Annotated in this window: 13 protein-coding genes; 4 read left to right on the forward strand and 9 right to left on the reverse strand. The window is 65.3% G+C overall.

The genetic code is table 11. The features are described 5' to 3' along the window. The first annotated feature begins 112 nt into the window (after window positions 1-112). A complete protein-coding gene (locus J7573_RS13190; protein ID WP_294335436.1) occupies window positions 113-868 on the forward strand; it encodes a creatininase family protein in 756 nt (251 codons plus the stop codon). A 157-nt stretch (window positions 869-1,025) separates the two neighbouring features. Here the strand turns inward: J7573_RS13190 and J7573_RS13195 are convergent, their stop codons facing one another. Continuing rightward, window positions 1,026-2,879 (reverse strand): ABC transporter ATP-binding protein, encoded by a 1,854-nt coding sequence (locus J7573_RS13195; protein ID WP_294335437.1) that lies wholly within the window; start codon window positions 2,877-2,879, stop codon window positions 1,026-1,028. A gap of 287 nt (window positions 2,880-3,166) precedes the next feature. Between J7573_RS13195 and J7573_RS13200 the strand changes: the two genes are divergently transcribed. Together J7573_RS13200 and J7573_RS13205 are read left to right on the forward strand one after the other, a co-directional pair. After that, complete coding sequence (locus J7573_RS13200) at window positions 3,167-5,008, forward strand: potassium transporter Kup (RefSeq protein ID WP_294335539.1); 1,842 nt, start codon at window positions 3,167-3,169, stop codon at window positions 5,006-5,008. Window positions 5,009-5,107: 99 nt separating this feature from the next. After that, window positions 5,108-5,365, forward strand: coding sequence for a hypothetical protein (locus J7573_RS13205; RefSeq protein WP_294335438.1), 258 nt, complete (start codon window positions 5,108-5,110; stop codon window positions 5,363-5,365). Window positions 5,366-5,407: 42 nt separating this feature from the next. Here the strand turns inward: J7573_RS13205 and J7573_RS13210 are convergent, their stop codons facing one another. The 7 genes from J7573_RS13210 to J7573_RS13240 form a co-directional block, all read right to left on the reverse strand. Further along, complete coding sequence (locus J7573_RS13210; protein ID WP_294335439.1) at window positions 5,408-5,674, reverse strand: hypothetical protein; 267 nt, start codon at window positions 5,672-5,674, stop codon at window positions 5,408-5,410. Between the two features lie 154 nt (window positions 5,675-5,828). Continuing rightward, window positions 5,829-6,203, reverse strand: a complete 375-nt coding sequence (locus J7573_RS13215) for a RidA family protein (protein ID WP_294335440.1) — start codon at window positions 6,201-6,203, stop codon at window positions 5,829-5,831. Between the two features lie 26 nt (window positions 6,204-6,229). Next, complete coding sequence (locus J7573_RS13220; protein ID WP_294335442.1) at window positions 6,230-6,925, reverse strand: DUF3726 domain-containing protein; 696 nt, start codon at window positions 6,923-6,925, stop codon at window positions 6,230-6,232. Between the two features lie 2 nt (window positions 6,926-6,927). After that, window positions 6,928-8,637: a hypothetical protein gene (locus tag J7573_RS13225; RefSeq protein WP_294335444.1), complete on the reverse strand. Its 1,710-nt coding sequence runs from the start codon at window positions 8,635-8,637 to the stop codon at window positions 6,928-6,930. A 26-nt stretch (window positions 8,638-8,663) separates the two neighbouring features. Next, the gene (locus J7573_RS13230; protein ID WP_294335445.1) at window positions 8,664-10,214 is read right to left on the reverse strand and encodes a BCCT family transporter; all 1,551 of its coding nucleotides are present in this window, start codon (window positions 10,212-10,214) and stop codon (window positions 8,664-8,666) included. 55 nt (window positions 10,215-10,269) lie between these two features. Continuing rightward, window positions 10,270-11,256 (reverse strand): dipeptidase, encoded by a 987-nt coding sequence (locus J7573_RS13235; RefSeq protein ID WP_294335446.1) that lies wholly within the window; start codon window positions 11,254-11,256, stop codon window positions 10,270-10,272. A gap of 13 nt (window positions 11,257-11,269) precedes the next feature. Continuing rightward, window positions 11,270-12,712, reverse strand: a complete 1,443-nt coding sequence (locus J7573_RS13240; RefSeq protein WP_294335447.1) for an aldehyde dehydrogenase family protein — start codon at window positions 12,710-12,712, stop codon at window positions 11,270-11,272. Window positions 12,713-12,807: 95 nt separating this feature from the next. Between J7573_RS13240 and J7573_RS13245 the strand changes: the two genes are divergently transcribed. Continuing rightward, window positions 12,808-13,704, forward strand: a complete 897-nt coding sequence (locus J7573_RS13245) for a LysR family transcriptional regulator (RefSeq protein WP_294335448.1) — start codon at window positions 12,808-12,810, stop codon at window positions 13,702-13,704. Here J7573_RS13245 and J7573_RS13250 read toward each other — a convergent pair. Beyond that, entirely contained in the window at window positions 13,692-15,413 is a 1,722-nt protein-coding gene (locus J7573_RS13250) for an amidohydrolase (RefSeq protein ID WP_294335450.1), read from the reverse strand. The genes J7573_RS13245 and J7573_RS13250 overlap by 13 nt on opposite strands. Between the last annotated feature and the right edge of the window lie 58 nt (window positions 15,414-15,471).

The raw sequence follows: 15,471 nt of genomic DNA on the forward strand, positions 1-15,471 counted from the left end.
GTAAGCACGACAGCCCGAATGCATGCCCGGCAGGCGCGAAACGGTCTTTACTGTTGAAGCGGAAACCACCGCGCCTGGCGCTCCCAGCAAAATTTCCCATGAGAGAAGCAAGATGCTCCTACATCGATCGACCTGGGTTGAAACGGAACGATTCCTCCAGCGCAGCCGGACCATCGTCATTCCCATCGGCTCCAACGAGCAGCACGGGCCGACAGGGCTGCTCGGTACCGACTGGATGTGCCCGGAAATCATCGCTTTCGAAGCGCAGAAGGCGGCGGATATCCTGGTCGCGCCAACCTTCAACATCGGCATGGCCCAGCACCACCTCGGGTTCCCCGGCACGATCTCGCTCAGGCCATCGACCTTCATCGCCGCGATCACCGACTGGGTTCGCTCACTGGCGGTGCATGGCTTCGAGAAAATCCTCTTCCTCAATGGTCACGGCGGTAACGTGGCTTCGATAGAGGCAGCCTTTTCCGAGATCTATGCCGAGGCCAGCTTTGCCCGCCGCCCGGCAGGGTTTGCCTTGAAACTGATTAACTGGTGGGACCTGGAAGGTGTCGAGGCCCTGGCCAAGGAGCAGTTCCCGACCGGCCACGGCATCCATGCCACGCCTTCGGAGATTGCCGTGACCCAGTGGGCCTATCCGGACTGCATCAAGACCGCCGACTATGCGCCGCAGATCGCCAACTGGGGCCCCATCCGCGAGGCCTTGGATTTCCGTGCGCGCCACCCGGACGGGCGGATGGGCTCGGACCCGGCCCAGGCTTCGCCGGAGAAGGGCGGGCAACTGGTCATGCTGGCGGCGCAGGGGCTGGTGAAGGCCGTGGAAGGGTTCAGCAGCGAAAGCAAGCCTGCGACTAACTGATGGATTAGCAGGGACCCTGTGGGAGCGGCTTTAGCCACGAAGAAGCCACCGCGGTGGATGGCACCGGCTGTGCCGGTGTTCGCGGCTGAAGCCGCTCCCACAAGGATTGCAGCAGCTTTCAGGTACGGAGCAAGACCGTTCCCTTGAGAGCCATTGGCTACTCCAGCGCCTCGGCCACCCCCTGATCCTCACCCAGGAACCCGCCGCTCTGGTGCTGCCACAGCCGCGCATAGGTACCGTTCTTCGCCAGCAGTTCGCTGTGGGTGCCTTGCTCGATGATGCGCCCCTCATCCATGACGATCAGCCGGTCCATGGCGGCGATGGTGGACAGCCGGTGGGCGATGGCGATCACGGTCTTGCCCTGCATCATCTCGTCGAGGCTTTCCTGGATGGCGACTTCGACTTCCGAGTCCAAGGCACTGGTGGCCTCGTCCAGCAGCAGGATCGGGGCGTTCTTGAGCATCACCCGGGCGATGGCGATGCGTTGCCGCTGGCCGCCGGAGAGCTTGATGCCGCGCTCGCCGACCAGGGTGTCGTAACCACTGTGGCCGTCACGGTCGCTGAGCTGGCGAATGAAACCATCGGCCTGGGCGTTGGCGGCGGCGCGCTGGATCTGTGCCTCGCTCGCCTCGGGGCGGCCGTAGGCGATGTTGTCGCGAATCGAGCGGTGCAAAAGGGAGGTGTCCTGGGTGACCATGCCAATGGCGCTGCGCAGGCTGTCCTGGGTGACGCGGGCGATGTTCTGGCCGTCGATGCGGATCTCGCCGCTGTCCACGTCGTAGAAGCGCAGCAGCAGGTTGATCAAGGTCGACTTGCCCGCGCCGGAGCGGCCCACCAGGCCGACCTTTTCGCCTGCACGGATGTTCAGGCTCAGGCCATCGAGCACCTGGCGTTCGCCGTTGTAGTTGAAGCGCACGTTGTCGAAGGTCACCGCGCCGCCGCGAGTTTCCAGCACGCCGGCATTCGGCACGTCCTGCACCTTGGGGCCGCGGGTGAGGGTGGCCATGCCGTCCTGCACGGTGCCGATGTTCTCGAACAGCGAGGTCATCTGCCACATGATCCAGTGCGACATGCCGTTGATGCGCAGGGCCATGGCCGTGATCGCCGCCACCGCACCGGTGCCGACCTGGCCCTGGTGCCACAGCCACAGGGCATAGCCGCCAGCGCCGAAAATCAGCCCGACCACCAGCGCCTGGTTGACGATCTCGAACTGGCTGACCAGGCGCATCTGGCGGAACCCGGTCTGCTTGAAGTCCTCCATGGCCGCCCGGGCGAAGTGCGCCTCGCGCTTGGAGTGGGAAAACAGCTTCACGGTGGTGATGTTGGTGTAGGCATCGGACACCCGTCCGGTCATCGACGAGCGTGCATGGGCCTGTTCCTGGCCGACCTTGCCCAGGCGCGGCACGAAATACAGCATGGCCAGGCCGAACAGCAGCAGCCAGGCAATGAACGGCAGCATCAGCTTGGCGGCGAAACCACCGGCCAGGGCGATGATGGCGATGAAGTACACACCGATGCCCGGCACGATTTCGAGTACCGTGAACAGCACTTCACGCACGGCCAGCGCGGTCTGCATCACCTTGGTGGTGACCCGGCCGGAAAACTCGTCGGAGAAGAACGACAGGCTCTGGCGCAGCATCAGCCGGTGGAAGTCCCAGCGCAGGCGCAGTGGCAGGTTGATCGCCAGCACCTGGTGCTGCATCAGCGTGCGCAGGGCCACCAGCACGATGCTGGCGATCAGCAGCAGGCCGACGCCCCACAGCACGCGGCTTTCTTCAGGGCTCACGCCACCGCCGGCCTGCCAGTTGGAGAGCAGGTCCACGACCTGGCCGAGGAAGGAAAACAGCCAGGCCTCGTAGATCGACACCCCGGCACTGAACAACGCCAGTGCCAGGATATAGCCGCGGGCGCCGCGGGTGCAGGCCCAGAGGAAACGCAGCAGGCCGACCGGAGGCGGCGGTACCTCGTCGGGCGGGAAGGGGTCGAGCCAGCGTTCAAAGGCACGGAACATGAGGGTCTCCGGGGGTACTCGGTAGTAATAACCATACAGCACTTTGTGTGAAGGCCACCAAGTGCCCGCCTTGGGATCTTCAGCGCCTGTGAGGCGAACACCCCGAACCACATACCCTTGATTTTTACGCTCTTTTTACGACTGAACCGTCGGCTTGCAAGGATACTGACCGCGCGATGCTCAAGGATGGCATGCACTTCTACCCGCCAGTCCAGAGAAGCCCTTTCGTGAGCCAGCCCGCCGTCGCAGCAAACCCTCCCCATTCCAGCAAATCCAGCGCCATTGGCATGCTCGTCGCCGCAGTCGGCGTGGTCTATGGCGACATCGGCACCAGCCCGCTGTACACCCTCAAGGAAGTGTTCGCCGGGCACTACGGCGTGCATGCCAACAGCGCCGGTGTGCTCGGCGTGCTGTCGCTGGTGTTCTGGTCGTTACTGTGGGTGGTGTCGCTCAAGTACGTGCTGTTCATCCTGCGCGCCGACAACCAGGGCGAGGGCGGCATCATGGCCCTGACCGCTTTGGCACACCGCGCCGCGGCGCCCTACAAGCGCTTGAGCAAGGTGCTGGTGCTGCTGGGGTTGTTCGGCGCCGCACTGTTCTACGGCGACAGCATGATCACCCCGGCGGTGTCGGTGTTGTCGGCCGTCGAGGGCCTGCAACTGGCCTTCGACGGCATCGAGCATTGGGTCGTGCCGCTGGCAGTGCTGCTGCTGGTGGCGCTGTTCCTGATCCAGAAGCACGGCACCGCACGCATCGGCATTCTGTTCGGGCCGATAATGGTGCTGTGGTTCGTCGTGCTCGGCGCGTTGGGCATCCACGGCATCGTGCAGCAGCCGGAGGTGCTGCAGGCGCTCAACCCGGCCTGGGCGGTGAAGTTCTTCGTGCTGCACCCGGGCATGGGCGTGGCCATTCTCGGCGCGGTGGTGCTGGCGCTGACCGGCGCCGAGGCGCTGTATGCCGATATGGGGCATTTTGGCCGCAAGCCCATCGCCCGAGCCTGGTTCCTGCTGGTGCTGCCGGGGCTGGTGCTGAACTACTTCGGCCAGGGCGCGTTGATCCTCGGCAACCCGGACGCGGTGCGCAACCCGTTCTACCTGCTGGCGCCCGATTGGGCCCTGCTGCCCATGGTCGGGCTGGCCACCCTGGCTACGATCATTGCCTCCCAGGCGGTGATTTCCGGTGCGTTCTCGTTGACCCGCCAGGCCATCCAGCTGGGCTATGTGCCGCGCATGTTCATCCAGCACACCTCCAGCGAGGAGCAGGGGCAGGTCTACATCGGCATGGTGAACTGGGCGCTGATGGTCGGCGTGGTGCTGCTGGTGGTCGGCTTCGAGTCGTCGGGGGCACTGGCGGCGGCCTATGGTGTGGCCGTGACCGGCACCATGCTGATCACCACGCTGCTGGCGTCGGCAGTGGTGCTGTTGCTGTGGAAGGCGCCACGCTGGCTGGCGGTGCCGATGTTGCTGGCGTTCCTGCTGGTGGACAGCCTGTATTTCGCCGCCAATGCGCCGAAGATCTTCCAGGGCGGTGCATTCCCGGTCATCGCCGGGGTGGCGCTGTTCGTGCTGATGACCACCTGGAAGCGCGGTCGCACGATCATCGTCGAGCGGCTGGACGAGAGTTCGTTACCGCTGGAGCTGTTCATCGCCAGTCTGCAGGCCCAACCGCCGCACCGGGTGAGCGGTACCGCCGTGTTCCTGTCCGCGCGGCCAGAGGCAGTGCCCCATGCGCTGCTGCACAACCTGTTGCACAACCAGGTGCTGCATGAGCAGGTGGTGTTGCTGACCGTGGTGTTCGAGGACGAGCCGCGGGTCAGCGCCGCCAGGCGCTGCGAGGTCGAGGCCTTCGGTGATGGTTTCTTCCGTGTCTGCCTGCACTTTGGCTTCATGGAGGAGCCCGACGTGCCCTTGGCGCTGAGCCGCTGTCAGCAGGCAGGCCTGGACTTCGGTCCCATGCGCACCACCTATTTCCTCAGCCGCGAAACGGTCATCGCCGGCAAGCAGCAGGGCATGGCGCGCTGGCGTGAGCACCTGTTCGCGTTCCTGCTGAAGAATGCCAACAGCACCCTCAAGTACTTCAAGCTGCCGTTGAACCGAGTGATCGAACTCGGGACCCAGGTCGAGATGTGAGGCCCCTGCGCTGCGCCACCCGGGAGCGAAATTCAAGTATGAGTCGCCTTGATGCTTTCACATAATGCGACTAATACTAAAGAGCTGCCAAGAAGAGGGATGGTCATGCAGACGCGCTTCGTTGTGGTTCCCGCTCTACCTCAGGAGAAAGAATGCCTGCCCGGGCTCGCAGGCTTCCCCAAAGCATTGGGCAACGGCTACGACCTCTACGACACGATCGACAAGCTCAGGCTGGTGCTAAACTTTTCTACACGGGCTGAAGCGGATTACGCCTGCGCCTGCCGTAATGGCCTTTTAGGTGAGCGGGAGGACAGCGCTTCAGGGGGGCGTTCTGGCTGGTGCGCCGCAGAAACTTGATGCACCAGGGCGACTGGCGCCGCCCCGGTGCCAAGCGTTGACTCAACGATCCTTGTCTTTGTGCTGGGTGCCGCCCATGCGGCCGGTGTCTGACGGGGTCTGCTTGCCGCCGGCCTGTCCACCTTGGTGTCCGGTATCCCTGGACTTTTCCCAATCCTTGTCCATCTTGTCGTCAGGTTTCTGTCCGGACTGCTGACCGCCTTTTTGCGAACCCGCCATGCCGCCCTGGCCGCCTTTCTGGCCAGCATCGCCGGCATGGGCCTGGTTGCTGCCACCTTGGTTTCTATCTTTGTCTTGATTGTTAGCCATGATCGCTTACCTCAAGTCAGACACAGAACGTTCTGTGTTCACGTGTGACTGGCGAAGGTTGCGCCGCTCTGCAAAATCTTTCGGTTATTCGGACGAGGCGCTTTAACCAACCCCGGCCCAACCATTAGCGGGCGAAAGCCTGTCGATCAGTGCTTCACGAGAGGCAGGCGTACAACACCAACTCCACCAGCATTTCCTCACGGGCCAAGCCCGCCACCACCACCGCGGCGCGGTTGGGGTAGGGGGGCTTGAAATAGTCGCCGTACAGCTGGTTGACCGTGGCCAGGTAGCTGCGATCGGTGACGTAGATCAGCACCTGGGTCACGGCATCCAGCGTACTGCCGGCGGCCTCCAGGGTGTGGCGCAGGTTGTCCAGGGTCTGGCGGGTCTGTGCCTCGATGCCGCCCGCGACCACCTGGCCCTGGGCATCGATGGGGATCTGCGCGGTATAGAGCGTGCCGTTGCCGACGACGGCCCACTCCAGCGGCGCCTTGGAGGCGTAAAGGTCGGTCTTGATTGCCTGTTTCATTGAATTCGGTCCTGAGTGTGCAAGCGTCAGTCGGCATCGCTGCCGCCGCCGGCGCCATGGCGGCGCGAGGCTTCGGTGCTTTCGACGAGGATGTGATCGGCCAGCTGCTTGAGCCGCTGCCAGGTGCTTTCATTGACGATGAAGCCCTGGTTCGCGGTGTGCGGTGTGGCGCCCGCGATCGGGAGTGGGCCAGCAGGCCGGGTGAACAGCACGCTGACGCCTTGCTCGAACGCCTCGACGGCGGCGGGCTGGGCATCACTGCGCAGCACAGGGCGTAGCTCGCCTGCGGTAAAGTCGGCCAGGTGGCGCTGGCGTGCGTCTTCCCAGCGGGCCTGCACGTGCAGCCCGCGCCCGGCCACCTTGCTCAGGTAGCCCAGCAGCAACAGGCGGTTATGGCAATGATGGATCTGCAGCAGCGCCTGGCCACGGCGCATGGCCTTGTCCTGCATCAGCGCCACCGCGGTCGCCGCGCAGCGCAGCACGCTCTGGCCGTGGGCGTCGATCACCAGCAAGGTGGTGTCCTCGTAGCTCAGGGTGAATGGCTGGCTGGCTTCGCCTTGCAGAGGGTCCAGCGCCTGTGCCAGTGCGCCGATGCCGTCCAGCCCTTGCAAGTGCAGCCAGCCCACCAGTTCGGCCGCGTCCTCGCAGTCGCCAGGGGCAAAGCCCATGCCTTCGAAGGCCTTGCGGCACATCACCTGGATTTCGTTGAGTGATACACGCATGGTCACAGCTCTCCTTGCGGCATGACCGCGAAGTTCCAGTCGTCTGCGAACGGCTGGCCGATGTCGCTCAGCCCTATGTCGCTCACCAGCGGCGCGCCCTGGAACAGGGTGATGCGTACCCAGCGGCTCGACTTGGGGTCGAACTTGCCCGCACCGAAGAACGCCAGCTTGCAGCGCAGCAGGTGGATCGGCAGCATGTCGCGGTCCAGCAGGTTGGCGCGGATTTCCCCGTAGGTACTCTGCGCCATGCCTTGCAGGCGGCGCACCGTGCCCTTGAGCGTAGGCGCAGCGATGAGCAAATGCGCGGTCAGGGCCTGAGGTTGAGCCTGCAGGTGCTCAAGCACGGCGGCGTGGCAGCGCTGGATGTTGCGGGCGATGCCCAGTTGCATTTCCTTTTCCGCGCCCGGTTCCTCGGCACGCATGCCCAGGCGGGGTTCCTCCTTCTCGGCCGAGCGGTACCAGAAGAAGTGCTCGGCCTCCACGGCAGTGAAGTCGTAGGCCAGGGCCCACGCATACTGCTGCTCGATGAGTTCGCGCAACTGCCGCAGGGGCATCTGCGCGTCCAGTTGCCAGCCTTCGTCGGCGCCCATCTGCTCGGCCAGCGGCGTGACCTGCTCGGGGTACAACTCCAGCAGCAGGCTCACCAGCAGCTCCTGGCAGCCCAGCCCGGCGTGCGCTTCGCTCCAGGCCAGCAGCCGTGGCCAGAGGTCATCGCTCGCAGGCTGGTCAGCGAGCCAGTCGGCCAGCGCCGCAAGCTCGGCCAGGGTTTGCCGGTTCTGTTGGTCCTGGCGCAGGTCTTCGGTCTGGGTCTGGCCGAGGTGCAGGCGGGCCCGTGTCAGCAAGCCTTGCAGGCGCGCCAGTCGGGTGGGCTCGGCCGGTTGCGCCAAGGCCAGGGCCAGCGCGGTTTCACGGGTGCTGAGCCAACGTTCCACCAGTTGCGGGTGGTTGATCAGGAAGGGCGCCATGCCCAGCCCGGTGGCGTTGCCGACCCCCAGGTAGCGTTGCAGGGCCGGGGCCAGTGGCACGGCCCGTTGCGGGTCGAGGGCTCGGGCCATGTGTTCGATCTGCTCGATGCTGAAATGGCGCAGCAGGTAGACCGTGAACATCTGCGCGCTGAACGGCTGGTTGAAGTCCGGGTTGTCCTGCAGGCAGCCGAAGTCGGCGATGCCGAACTTGCCGTTGCCGTACACCGCGGTGGTGCGGTAGAGGTAGCCGACCTCGGCCAGTTGGCGCGGGTCGGGTTGCTGCCCTTCGGCCAGCGCCGCCAGGAAGCGGTCGAAGTTGCGCAGGCTGCGGTTGGCCCGGGACAGCACCAGCACGCGGGCATCGAAGCGGCCGGCCTCCTGCAGCGGCACGTTGCGCTGCAGGTCGGCCAGTTGCGCCGCGTCGACGTCGCCGGCGACCAGCACGAAGGCAACGTCCCACTGGTCGGCAATCACCCGGTCGCTGCGTTTTTCCGGCGGCAGGTAGGCCGAGAAAATCACGCAGTGGTAATGCCCGTTCGGCGTGTCGATACGGTAGATGGCGGTGCCGAAACCTTGCGCATCAAGGTCGAAGCGGCTGCGCTGGATCTGCCAGCGCTGGTTCATCATCCGCCGCATGCTGCTGCGCACGAAGCTCAGCGGGCTCTGGAAGTGGCTGCCCAGCCGGGCCAGGTCCATGACCTGGGCGGCAGGGCGCAAGGCCAGTGATGCAGGTAGGCTGTTGGACATTGTTGTCATACCTGGATGGATCATGTTCAGACGCCTTGTTCGCGGGCCATGTGCCGGGCGATGCGTACCGCATCCCACAGCGCTGGCAGGATCACCAGCGACACCGGCACCGCGGTGATGACAATGAAGGACTGCAGGGCCGTCACGCCGCCCGCGCCGATGGTGATCAGCACCACCGCCGCCAGGCCCATGCCGATGGCCCAGAAACCACACAGCCATTTCTTCGGTTTATCGTTGCTGGACATCGCCAGCGCCACGGTGAAGGCCATGGCATCGCCATTGGTCGCCACCGAAATGAAGCTCAGGAACAGGAACAGCGCACTGATCAGGCCGCCCAGCGGCAGGTTCTGCGTCACCCCCAGCAGCAGGTCCTCGGGCTGTGCGCCGTGGGCGGTGACGATGCCCGGTGTCTGCAGCTCCAGGCCGATGCCGGTGCCGCCGACCACGGTGAACCAGAACATGGTTACCAGCGGTGCGATGATCGACAGGGTCATGATGATCTCGCGGATGGTGCGGCCCCGCGAGATCCGCGCGACGTACAGCGCCACCATGGGCGCGTAGCCGATGAACCAGCCCCAGTAGAACACCGTCCACCAGTCCAGCCACTTGGGGTCGGCGCGGAACATCGTCATTGGGATGAAATGCTCCACATGCAGGGCGAACGCCGCCGGGAAGCCGCCGAGGATGAACAACGTCGGGCCGAACACCACCATGAACAGCGCCAGGCCGATCATCAGCCAGACGTTGATCTCGCTGACGAAGCGGATGCCCTTGAGCCCCACCAGGCAGGACACGGTATACATCGCCGTGACCAGCACGATGGTCAGCGACTGGGTGACGATATCGTTGGGCAGGCCCCACACCGCGTGCATGGCGCTGCTGATCTGCAGGCCGAGGAAGCCGATCGGGCCGATGGTGCCGGCGACCACGGCGATGATCGAGGTGGCGTCGGCCAGGGTGCCGATCGGGCCCTTCAGCGCTCGCTCGCCAAACAGCGGGTAGAGCAGGGTACGCGGTGCCAGCGGCAGGCCCTTGTCGTAATGCAGGTGCATCAGCACGATGGCCAGCAGGCTGCCGAGCACGGCCCAGGCGAGGAAGCCCCAGTGCACGAAGGATTGCGCCAGTGCCGCGGTGGCCGCGGCCTCGCTGTGTGGCTGCAGCCCCGCGAACAAGGGCGGCGGGCTGGCAAAGTGCATCAGCGGTTCGGCCGCAGCCCAGAAGGCGCCGCCGCCTGCCAGCAGGGCGCACATGATCACCGCGATCCAGTTGAAGGTGCTGATGTCCGGGCGCTGGGTCACGCCGCCCAGGCGCACGCGCCCGCAGCGCGAGAAGCCGATGGCCAGGCTGACCGCGAAGGTCGCCAGCATCAGCACCTGCCAGTACAGGCCAAAGGCCTTGGTCGACCAGGCGAACAGGGTGTTGACCAGCGCCGACACCGTGTCGATGTCGATCAGCGCCGCCAGCAGGAAGGCGCCGAGGAAGCCGCCGCTGATCAGGAACAGCGGCCAGTCGATGTCCCGCGTCAGCGGCAGGCCCATGGCCTGGCCTTCAGCCTGGAGGGTGGTTGGGTTTTTCATGAAGCCTCCGGAACCTGCGATTGTTGTTATTGTTGATGCTGTCCGTGCAAGGGGCTCAGGCCTGCGCCGTGGTGGCGGTCTCCAGCAGGCGCAACCAGTTCAGCCCCATGATGTTGGCCACGTCGGCCTCGGCAAAGCCGCGGGCGCGCAGGCCCTGGGCGATGTTGCCGAAGTCGCGGCTGTCGCGGAACCACTGCAGCGGTGCCGGCCAGTTGGCGTTGTCCTTGGAGCCTTCCCCGTAGTCCTTGTCCTTGCTCCAGCGGCCATTGCGCATCCACTCGAGCACCGCCAGCGGTTGTGCCTGGCACAGGTCGGTGCCGATGCCGATATGCTCCACGCCCATCAGGTCGGCGGTGCGCGCGACCATGTCGCAGAAGCTTTCCAGGCTGCAGTCCGATGCACCCTTGAGGTGGAACGGGTAGGTGCTGAAGCCCAGCAGCCCGCCGGTTTCGGCGATGCCGCGCAGCACCGCATCGGACTTGTTGCGCTTGGCGGCGTGGAAGCTCGATGGGTTGGCATGGGAGATGATCACTGGCCGGCTCGACAGCTCGATGGCTTCCAAGGTGCTGCGTTCGGCGCTGTGGGACATGTCGATGAGCATGCCGACCCGGTTCATTTCGGCGATCACCTGGCGGCCGAAGCGGCTGATGCCGTTGTCCTCGCGCTCGTAGCAACCGCTGGCCAGCAGGCTCTGGTTGTTGTAGGTGAGCTGCATGACGAACACCCCGAGCTGGCGGAACACCTCCACCAGGGCAATGTCGTCCTCGATCGGCGAGCAGTTCTGGAAGCCGAAGAAGATCCCCACCCGGCCTTCCTGGTGGGCCAGGCGAATGTCGCTGGCCGTGCGCACCGGGCGGATCAGCTCGGGCCAGGTTTCGAAGCGGCGGTTCCACTCGCCCAGGCGCGACAGGGTTTCGCGGGCATTCTCGTGGTAGGCGATGGTGGCGTGCACCGCGCTCAGGCCACCGGCCTGCATCTGCTGGAATATTTCCGGGCTCCAGTTGGAGTACTGCAGGCCGTCGATCATCAAGAGGTCGTGCATGGCGCGTATTCCTTCAGGGTCGCAGGTAGGTGGTCTTGACCACGGTGTAGAAGTCGCGGGCGTACTGGCCCTGTTCGCGGGGGCCGAAGCTCGAGGCTTTGCGCCCGCCAAACGGCACGTGGTAGTCGGTGCCGGCAGTGGGCAGGTTGACCATCACGCAGCCGGTCTGGGCACCGCGCTTGAAGGCGCTGGCGTGGCGCAGCGACTGGGTGATGATGCCGGCGGTCAGGCCGTATTCGGTGTCGTTGAGGGTGGCCAGGGCTTCGTCGAAGTCGCGTACGCGGATCACGCAGGCGATCGGGCCGAACACTTCCTCGCGGTTGATGCGCATGTCGTTGCGGCTGTCGATGAACAGCGCCGGGCGCATGTAGTAGCCGTCGCTGTCCAGCTGCAGGCGCTCGCCACCTTCGATCAGGGTGGCGCCTTCATCCTGGGCCAGCTGCAGGTACGCCAGGTTCTGTTCCAGCTGGCGCGCATCGGCCACCGGGCCGATCTGCACGCCGGCCTCCAGGGCATGGCCGACCTTGAGCTGGCGCATGCGCAGGCGCAGGGCCTCGACGAAACGGTCATGGATGCCTTCGCAGACGATCAGCCGTGACGAGGCCGTGCACTTCTGCCCGGTGCCGAAGAAGGCACCGTTGAGGGCGCATTCCACCGCCAGGTCGAGGTCGGCGTCGTCCATTACCACCAGGGCGTTCTTGCTGCCCATTTCCAGCTGGCAGCGCACCAGGTTGCCCGCCGTGGCGACGGCGACGCGGCGCCCGGTCTGCAGCGAGCCGGTAAAGGTCAGGGCGTCGATCTCGGCCGACTGCACCAGGGTTTCGCCGACGCTGGCGCCGCTGCCCATGACCAGGTTGAAGGTGCCGCTGGGCAGGCCCTGGCGGCTGATGATCTCGGTCAGCGCCCAGGCGCTGGCCGGCACCAGGTTGGCCGGCTTGAACACCACTGCGTTGCCGAAGGCCAGCGCGGGGGCGATCTTCCAGGCGGCGGTGGCCATGGGGAAGTTCCACGGGGTGATGATGCCCACCACACCCACCGGTTCGCGATGCACTTCGATGTCGATGCCGGGGCGCACCGACGCGGCAGTCTCGCCCATCTGGCGCAGCACTTCGGCGGCGTAGTAGTGGAAGAACTGGCCGCTGCGGGCGACCTCGCCGATGCCTTCGGCCAGCGGTTTGCCTTCTTCACGGGACAGCAGTTCACCGAGCTCCTGCTTGCGGGCGATCAGTTCGTCACCGATGGCCATCAGCACCTGCTGACGGGCTTCCAGGCCGCTGGCGGCCCACTTCGGCTGCGCGGCGCGGGCCGCCTGGATGGCCTGGCGGGCTTGTTCGGCGCTGGCCTGGTGGTATTCGCCGATCAGGTCGCGGGTGTCCGAGGGGCTGTGGTTGCCCAGGGTGGCGTGGCCTTCGCACCACTGGCCATCGATGTAGTTCTTGTAGGAGTTGAGTGACATGGATGAAAGCCTCTGTTTGCCTGGCGTTCATCTTGCGAGCAATATGCAGCAAATAAAAATTAATAAAAAAAATGCTTTGATAAGGAATGCTAACCATGTTGCCCGAGCTGAAAATCGCCCAGTTGCGCTACTTCCTGCTGGTCGCTGAACTGAAGAGCTTCCACGCTGCGGCGCGCCAGGCGTTTCGCACCCAGCCGGCGATCTCGCTGGCGGTGCGCGAGCTGGAGCAGAAGTTGGGCCAGGCGCTGGTCGAGAAGGGCGGCGGCCGGGTCGAGCTGACCCCTTTCGGCGAGCATTGCCTGCCGTTGTTCCGAGGCCTGATCGAGCACCACGACCGCATCGCCCGCGAGGCCACCTTGCTGGCCCGCCACGAGATCGGCCAGGTCAGCATCGCCACCGTGCCGTCGGTAGCCAGCCGCATGTTGCCCGGGCCACTGGCGCGGTTCGTTGCCGAGCACCCGAACGTGCAGGTCAGCATCCAGGACGGCACGGCCGAGCGTGTCCAGCAGTTGCTGGCCCAGGGGCAGGTGGACTTTGGCATCAGCAGCCTGTGGCAGGAGGACGAGCAGCTCGATTTTTCCCCGATCGCCAATGACCAGGTGGGCGTGGTGTGCCGCGCCGACCATCCACTGGCGCAGGCCGGCGGTGCCCTGCACTGGTCGCAGTTGCAGGGCCTGCCGATGGTCCGCAACGGTACCTCTCAGCTGCTGGCAGGTACCGAGGCCGAGTGCTTGCTGGGGCATAGCCGGTTGTTCGTCTCCAACATGATCTCGTTGATCGCGATGCTGGAGGAGGGCGTGGGCATCAGTACCTTGCCGTACCTGGCGTTCCCCCTGGAGAACGACAAGCTGGTGTTCGTGCCGCTGGTCGAACCCAAGGTCGAGCGGCACATCGGCATGCTGACGCGCAAGGGGCGCAGCTTGTCACCTGCAGCGGGGGCGTTGATGGCATTTCTGCAGGTGCAGCTGGCTGCGCAAGATCAGCGGGCGTAGATCTGCTGGCCGGCAAACCAGGTCTGCAGCACTTGCGTATCGCGCAGCGATTCTGGATCGACACTGAGCACGTCGCGGTCGAGGACGATCATGTCGGCCTGCTTGCCGACCTTGAGTGAGCCGACCTGCTGCTCCAGGCGCATGGCCCGGGCCGCGTTGAGGGTATAGGCCTGGAACATCACTTGGCGGTCGATTGCTTCATCGGGATTGAGCACGCCTTTGGGGCCTTTGCGGCTGATGGCCTGGTAGATTGCCTTCCACGGTTCCGGGGTGGTGATCGGCCAGTCGCTGGCACCGGAAATGGTCGCGCCGTTTTTCACCAGTGAGCGAGCCGGGAAAGTATGCAGGAAGGCCATCGCGTTCACGTAAGGCTTGACCAGGTCCATGTTCGAGGCGTCGGCGCTGGCCCAGTACAGCTGCATGGCGGCGATCACGTCGAGCTGCTTGAAGCGGGCGTATTCCTTGGGGTTGACCATCTGCAGGTGGGTGATGGAGTGGGCGATGCCGCTGTTGCGCTGCCGTCGGGCCTGTTCGATGCCGTTGAGCGCCTCGCGCACGGCGCGGTCGCCGATGGCATGCACATGCACCAGCCAGCCACGGGCATCGGCGGCGCTGACCAGCTCGCCAAAGTGCTGTGGGTCCAGCAGCAGCTCGCCGTGCTGACCGGAGTTGCGGTAGGGCTCGAGCATCGCCGCCGTCTGCGCTGGCGCCTCGGCGACACCGTCGGCGAATACCTTGATGCCTGGCAAGGTGAGGTTGTGCACGCCGAGAAACTGCTGGCGCACCTTGTCCAGCTGGTCCAGGTCCGCAGGACGGGCCTTGGAGTCGGCCATCAGCAGGGCGGCGACATGGGCAGTCAGCTCGCCGTGCTCGGCAAGTCGCTTGTAGATGGGCAGCACGCCCAGCGAGTCGTTCTTCACATCGGCCCCCGGCCGCTCATTGGCCAGCGGGTCCATCCAGCCGGTGATGCCCAGCTGCTTGTAGTAGTCCAGGGCCCTGCGCCCGGCGCTGATCAGGGTCTCGTCGCTGAGCGGCGGCAGCAGGTCGGTGACCGGGTAGTAGCTGGCGTCGGCAAGAAAACCGTTCGGCGTGCCGTCCGCGTGCTGGCCAAGGGTGTTGCGCGTTTCGGCGGGGAGGGCAGCGATGGTGTTTGCATCGATCCCGGCGCGCTTGAGCATGGCCTGGTTGGCCCAGCCAGTGTGCATGTCGTTGGCGGCGAGGAGGATCGGCTGTTCGGCCCACTCACCGTGGTTGAAGCGCTGCTCCAGTGCGGCAATGTCATCCCAATAGGTGCCAGGCACGCCACCGACGCTCAGGAACTCGCCACGCACGGCCTTGCCGTCGCTGCGCCACTGACGCAGGCGCTGTTCCAGCTCATTCAGTGGTACCTGCTCGCCAGCGAGGTTGGCCAGCTCCAGTTGCAGGCCGCCTTTGATGGCGTGGGAGTGGGAATCGAGCATGCCCGGCATCAGCACCTTGCCGCCCAGGTCGACGACCAGGGTGCCTTCGCGCCTGAGGGGTAACACGGCCTGGTCGGAGCCCACCGCGACGATTTTCTCGCCTTCGACCGCCACAGCCTGTTGCAGCGGTTGGCCAGGCTCGGCGGTGTAGACCTTGGCGTTGTGCAGGATCACGTCCACCGCCGCGTAACCCGGCAGGGCGGTGCAGGCCAGGCCCGCGCTGATCGCCATCTTCAGCAGGTGTTTCATTCGATGCCTCGTTGTTGTTGTGGTGGCAGCGCAGGCTAGCCAAGGCGCCAACGCGGTT

Origin of the sequence: Pseudomonas sp. (assembly GCF_017744435.1) — a bacterium.
GTDB lineage: Bacteria > Pseudomonadota > Gammaproteobacteria > Pseudomonadales > Pseudomonadaceae > Aquipseudomonas.

Bases quoted from the DNA above. Each gene is read 5' to 3' on its own strand.
- J7573_RS13190 (WP_294335436.1), top strand. From the start codon at position 113: ATGCTCCTACATCGATCGACCTGGGTTGAAACGGAACGATTCCTCCAG.
- J7573_RS13195 (WP_294335437.1), bottom strand. From the start codon at position 2,879: ATGTTCCGTGCCTTTGAACGCTGGCTCGACCCCTTCCCGCCCGACGAG.
- J7573_RS13200 (WP_294335539.1), top strand. From the start codon at position 3,167: ATGCTCGTCGCCGCAGTCGGCGTGGTCTATGGCGACATCGGCACCAGC.
- J7573_RS13205 (WP_294335438.1), top strand. From the start codon at position 5,108: ATGGTCATGCAGACGCGCTTCGTTGTGGTTCCCGCTCTACCTCAGGAG.
- J7573_RS13210 (WP_294335439.1), bottom strand. From the start codon at position 5,674: ATGGCTAACAATCAAGACAAAGATAGAAACCAAGGTGGCAGCAACCAG.
- J7573_RS13215 (WP_294335440.1), bottom strand. From the start codon at position 6,203: ATGAAACAGGCAATCAAGACCGACCTTTACGCCTCCAAGGCGCCGCTG.
- J7573_RS13220 (WP_294335442.1), bottom strand. From the start codon at position 6,925: ATGCGTGTATCACTCAACGAAATCCAGGTGATGTGCCGCAAGGCCTTC.
- J7573_RS13225 (WP_294335444.1), bottom strand. From the start codon at position 8,637: ATGTCCAACAGCCTACCTGCATCACTGGCCTTGCGCCCTGCCGCCCAG.
- J7573_RS13230 (WP_294335445.1), bottom strand. From the start codon at position 10,214: ATGAAAAACCCAACCACCCTCCAGGCTGAAGGCCAGGCCATGGGCCTG.
- J7573_RS13235 (WP_294335446.1), bottom strand. From the start codon at position 11,256: ATGCACGACCTCTTGATGATCGACGGCCTGCAGTACTCCAACTGGAGC.
- J7573_RS13240 (WP_294335447.1), bottom strand. From the start codon at position 12,712: ATGTCACTCAACTCCTACAAGAACTACATCGATGGCCAGTGGTGCGAA.
- J7573_RS13245 (WP_294335448.1), top strand. From the start codon at position 12,808: ATGTTGCCCGAGCTGAAAATCGCCCAGTTGCGCTACTTCCTGCTGGTC.
- J7573_RS13250 (WP_294335450.1), bottom strand. From the start codon at position 15,413: ATGAAACACCTGCTGAAGATGGCGATCAGCGCGGGCCTGGCCTGCACC.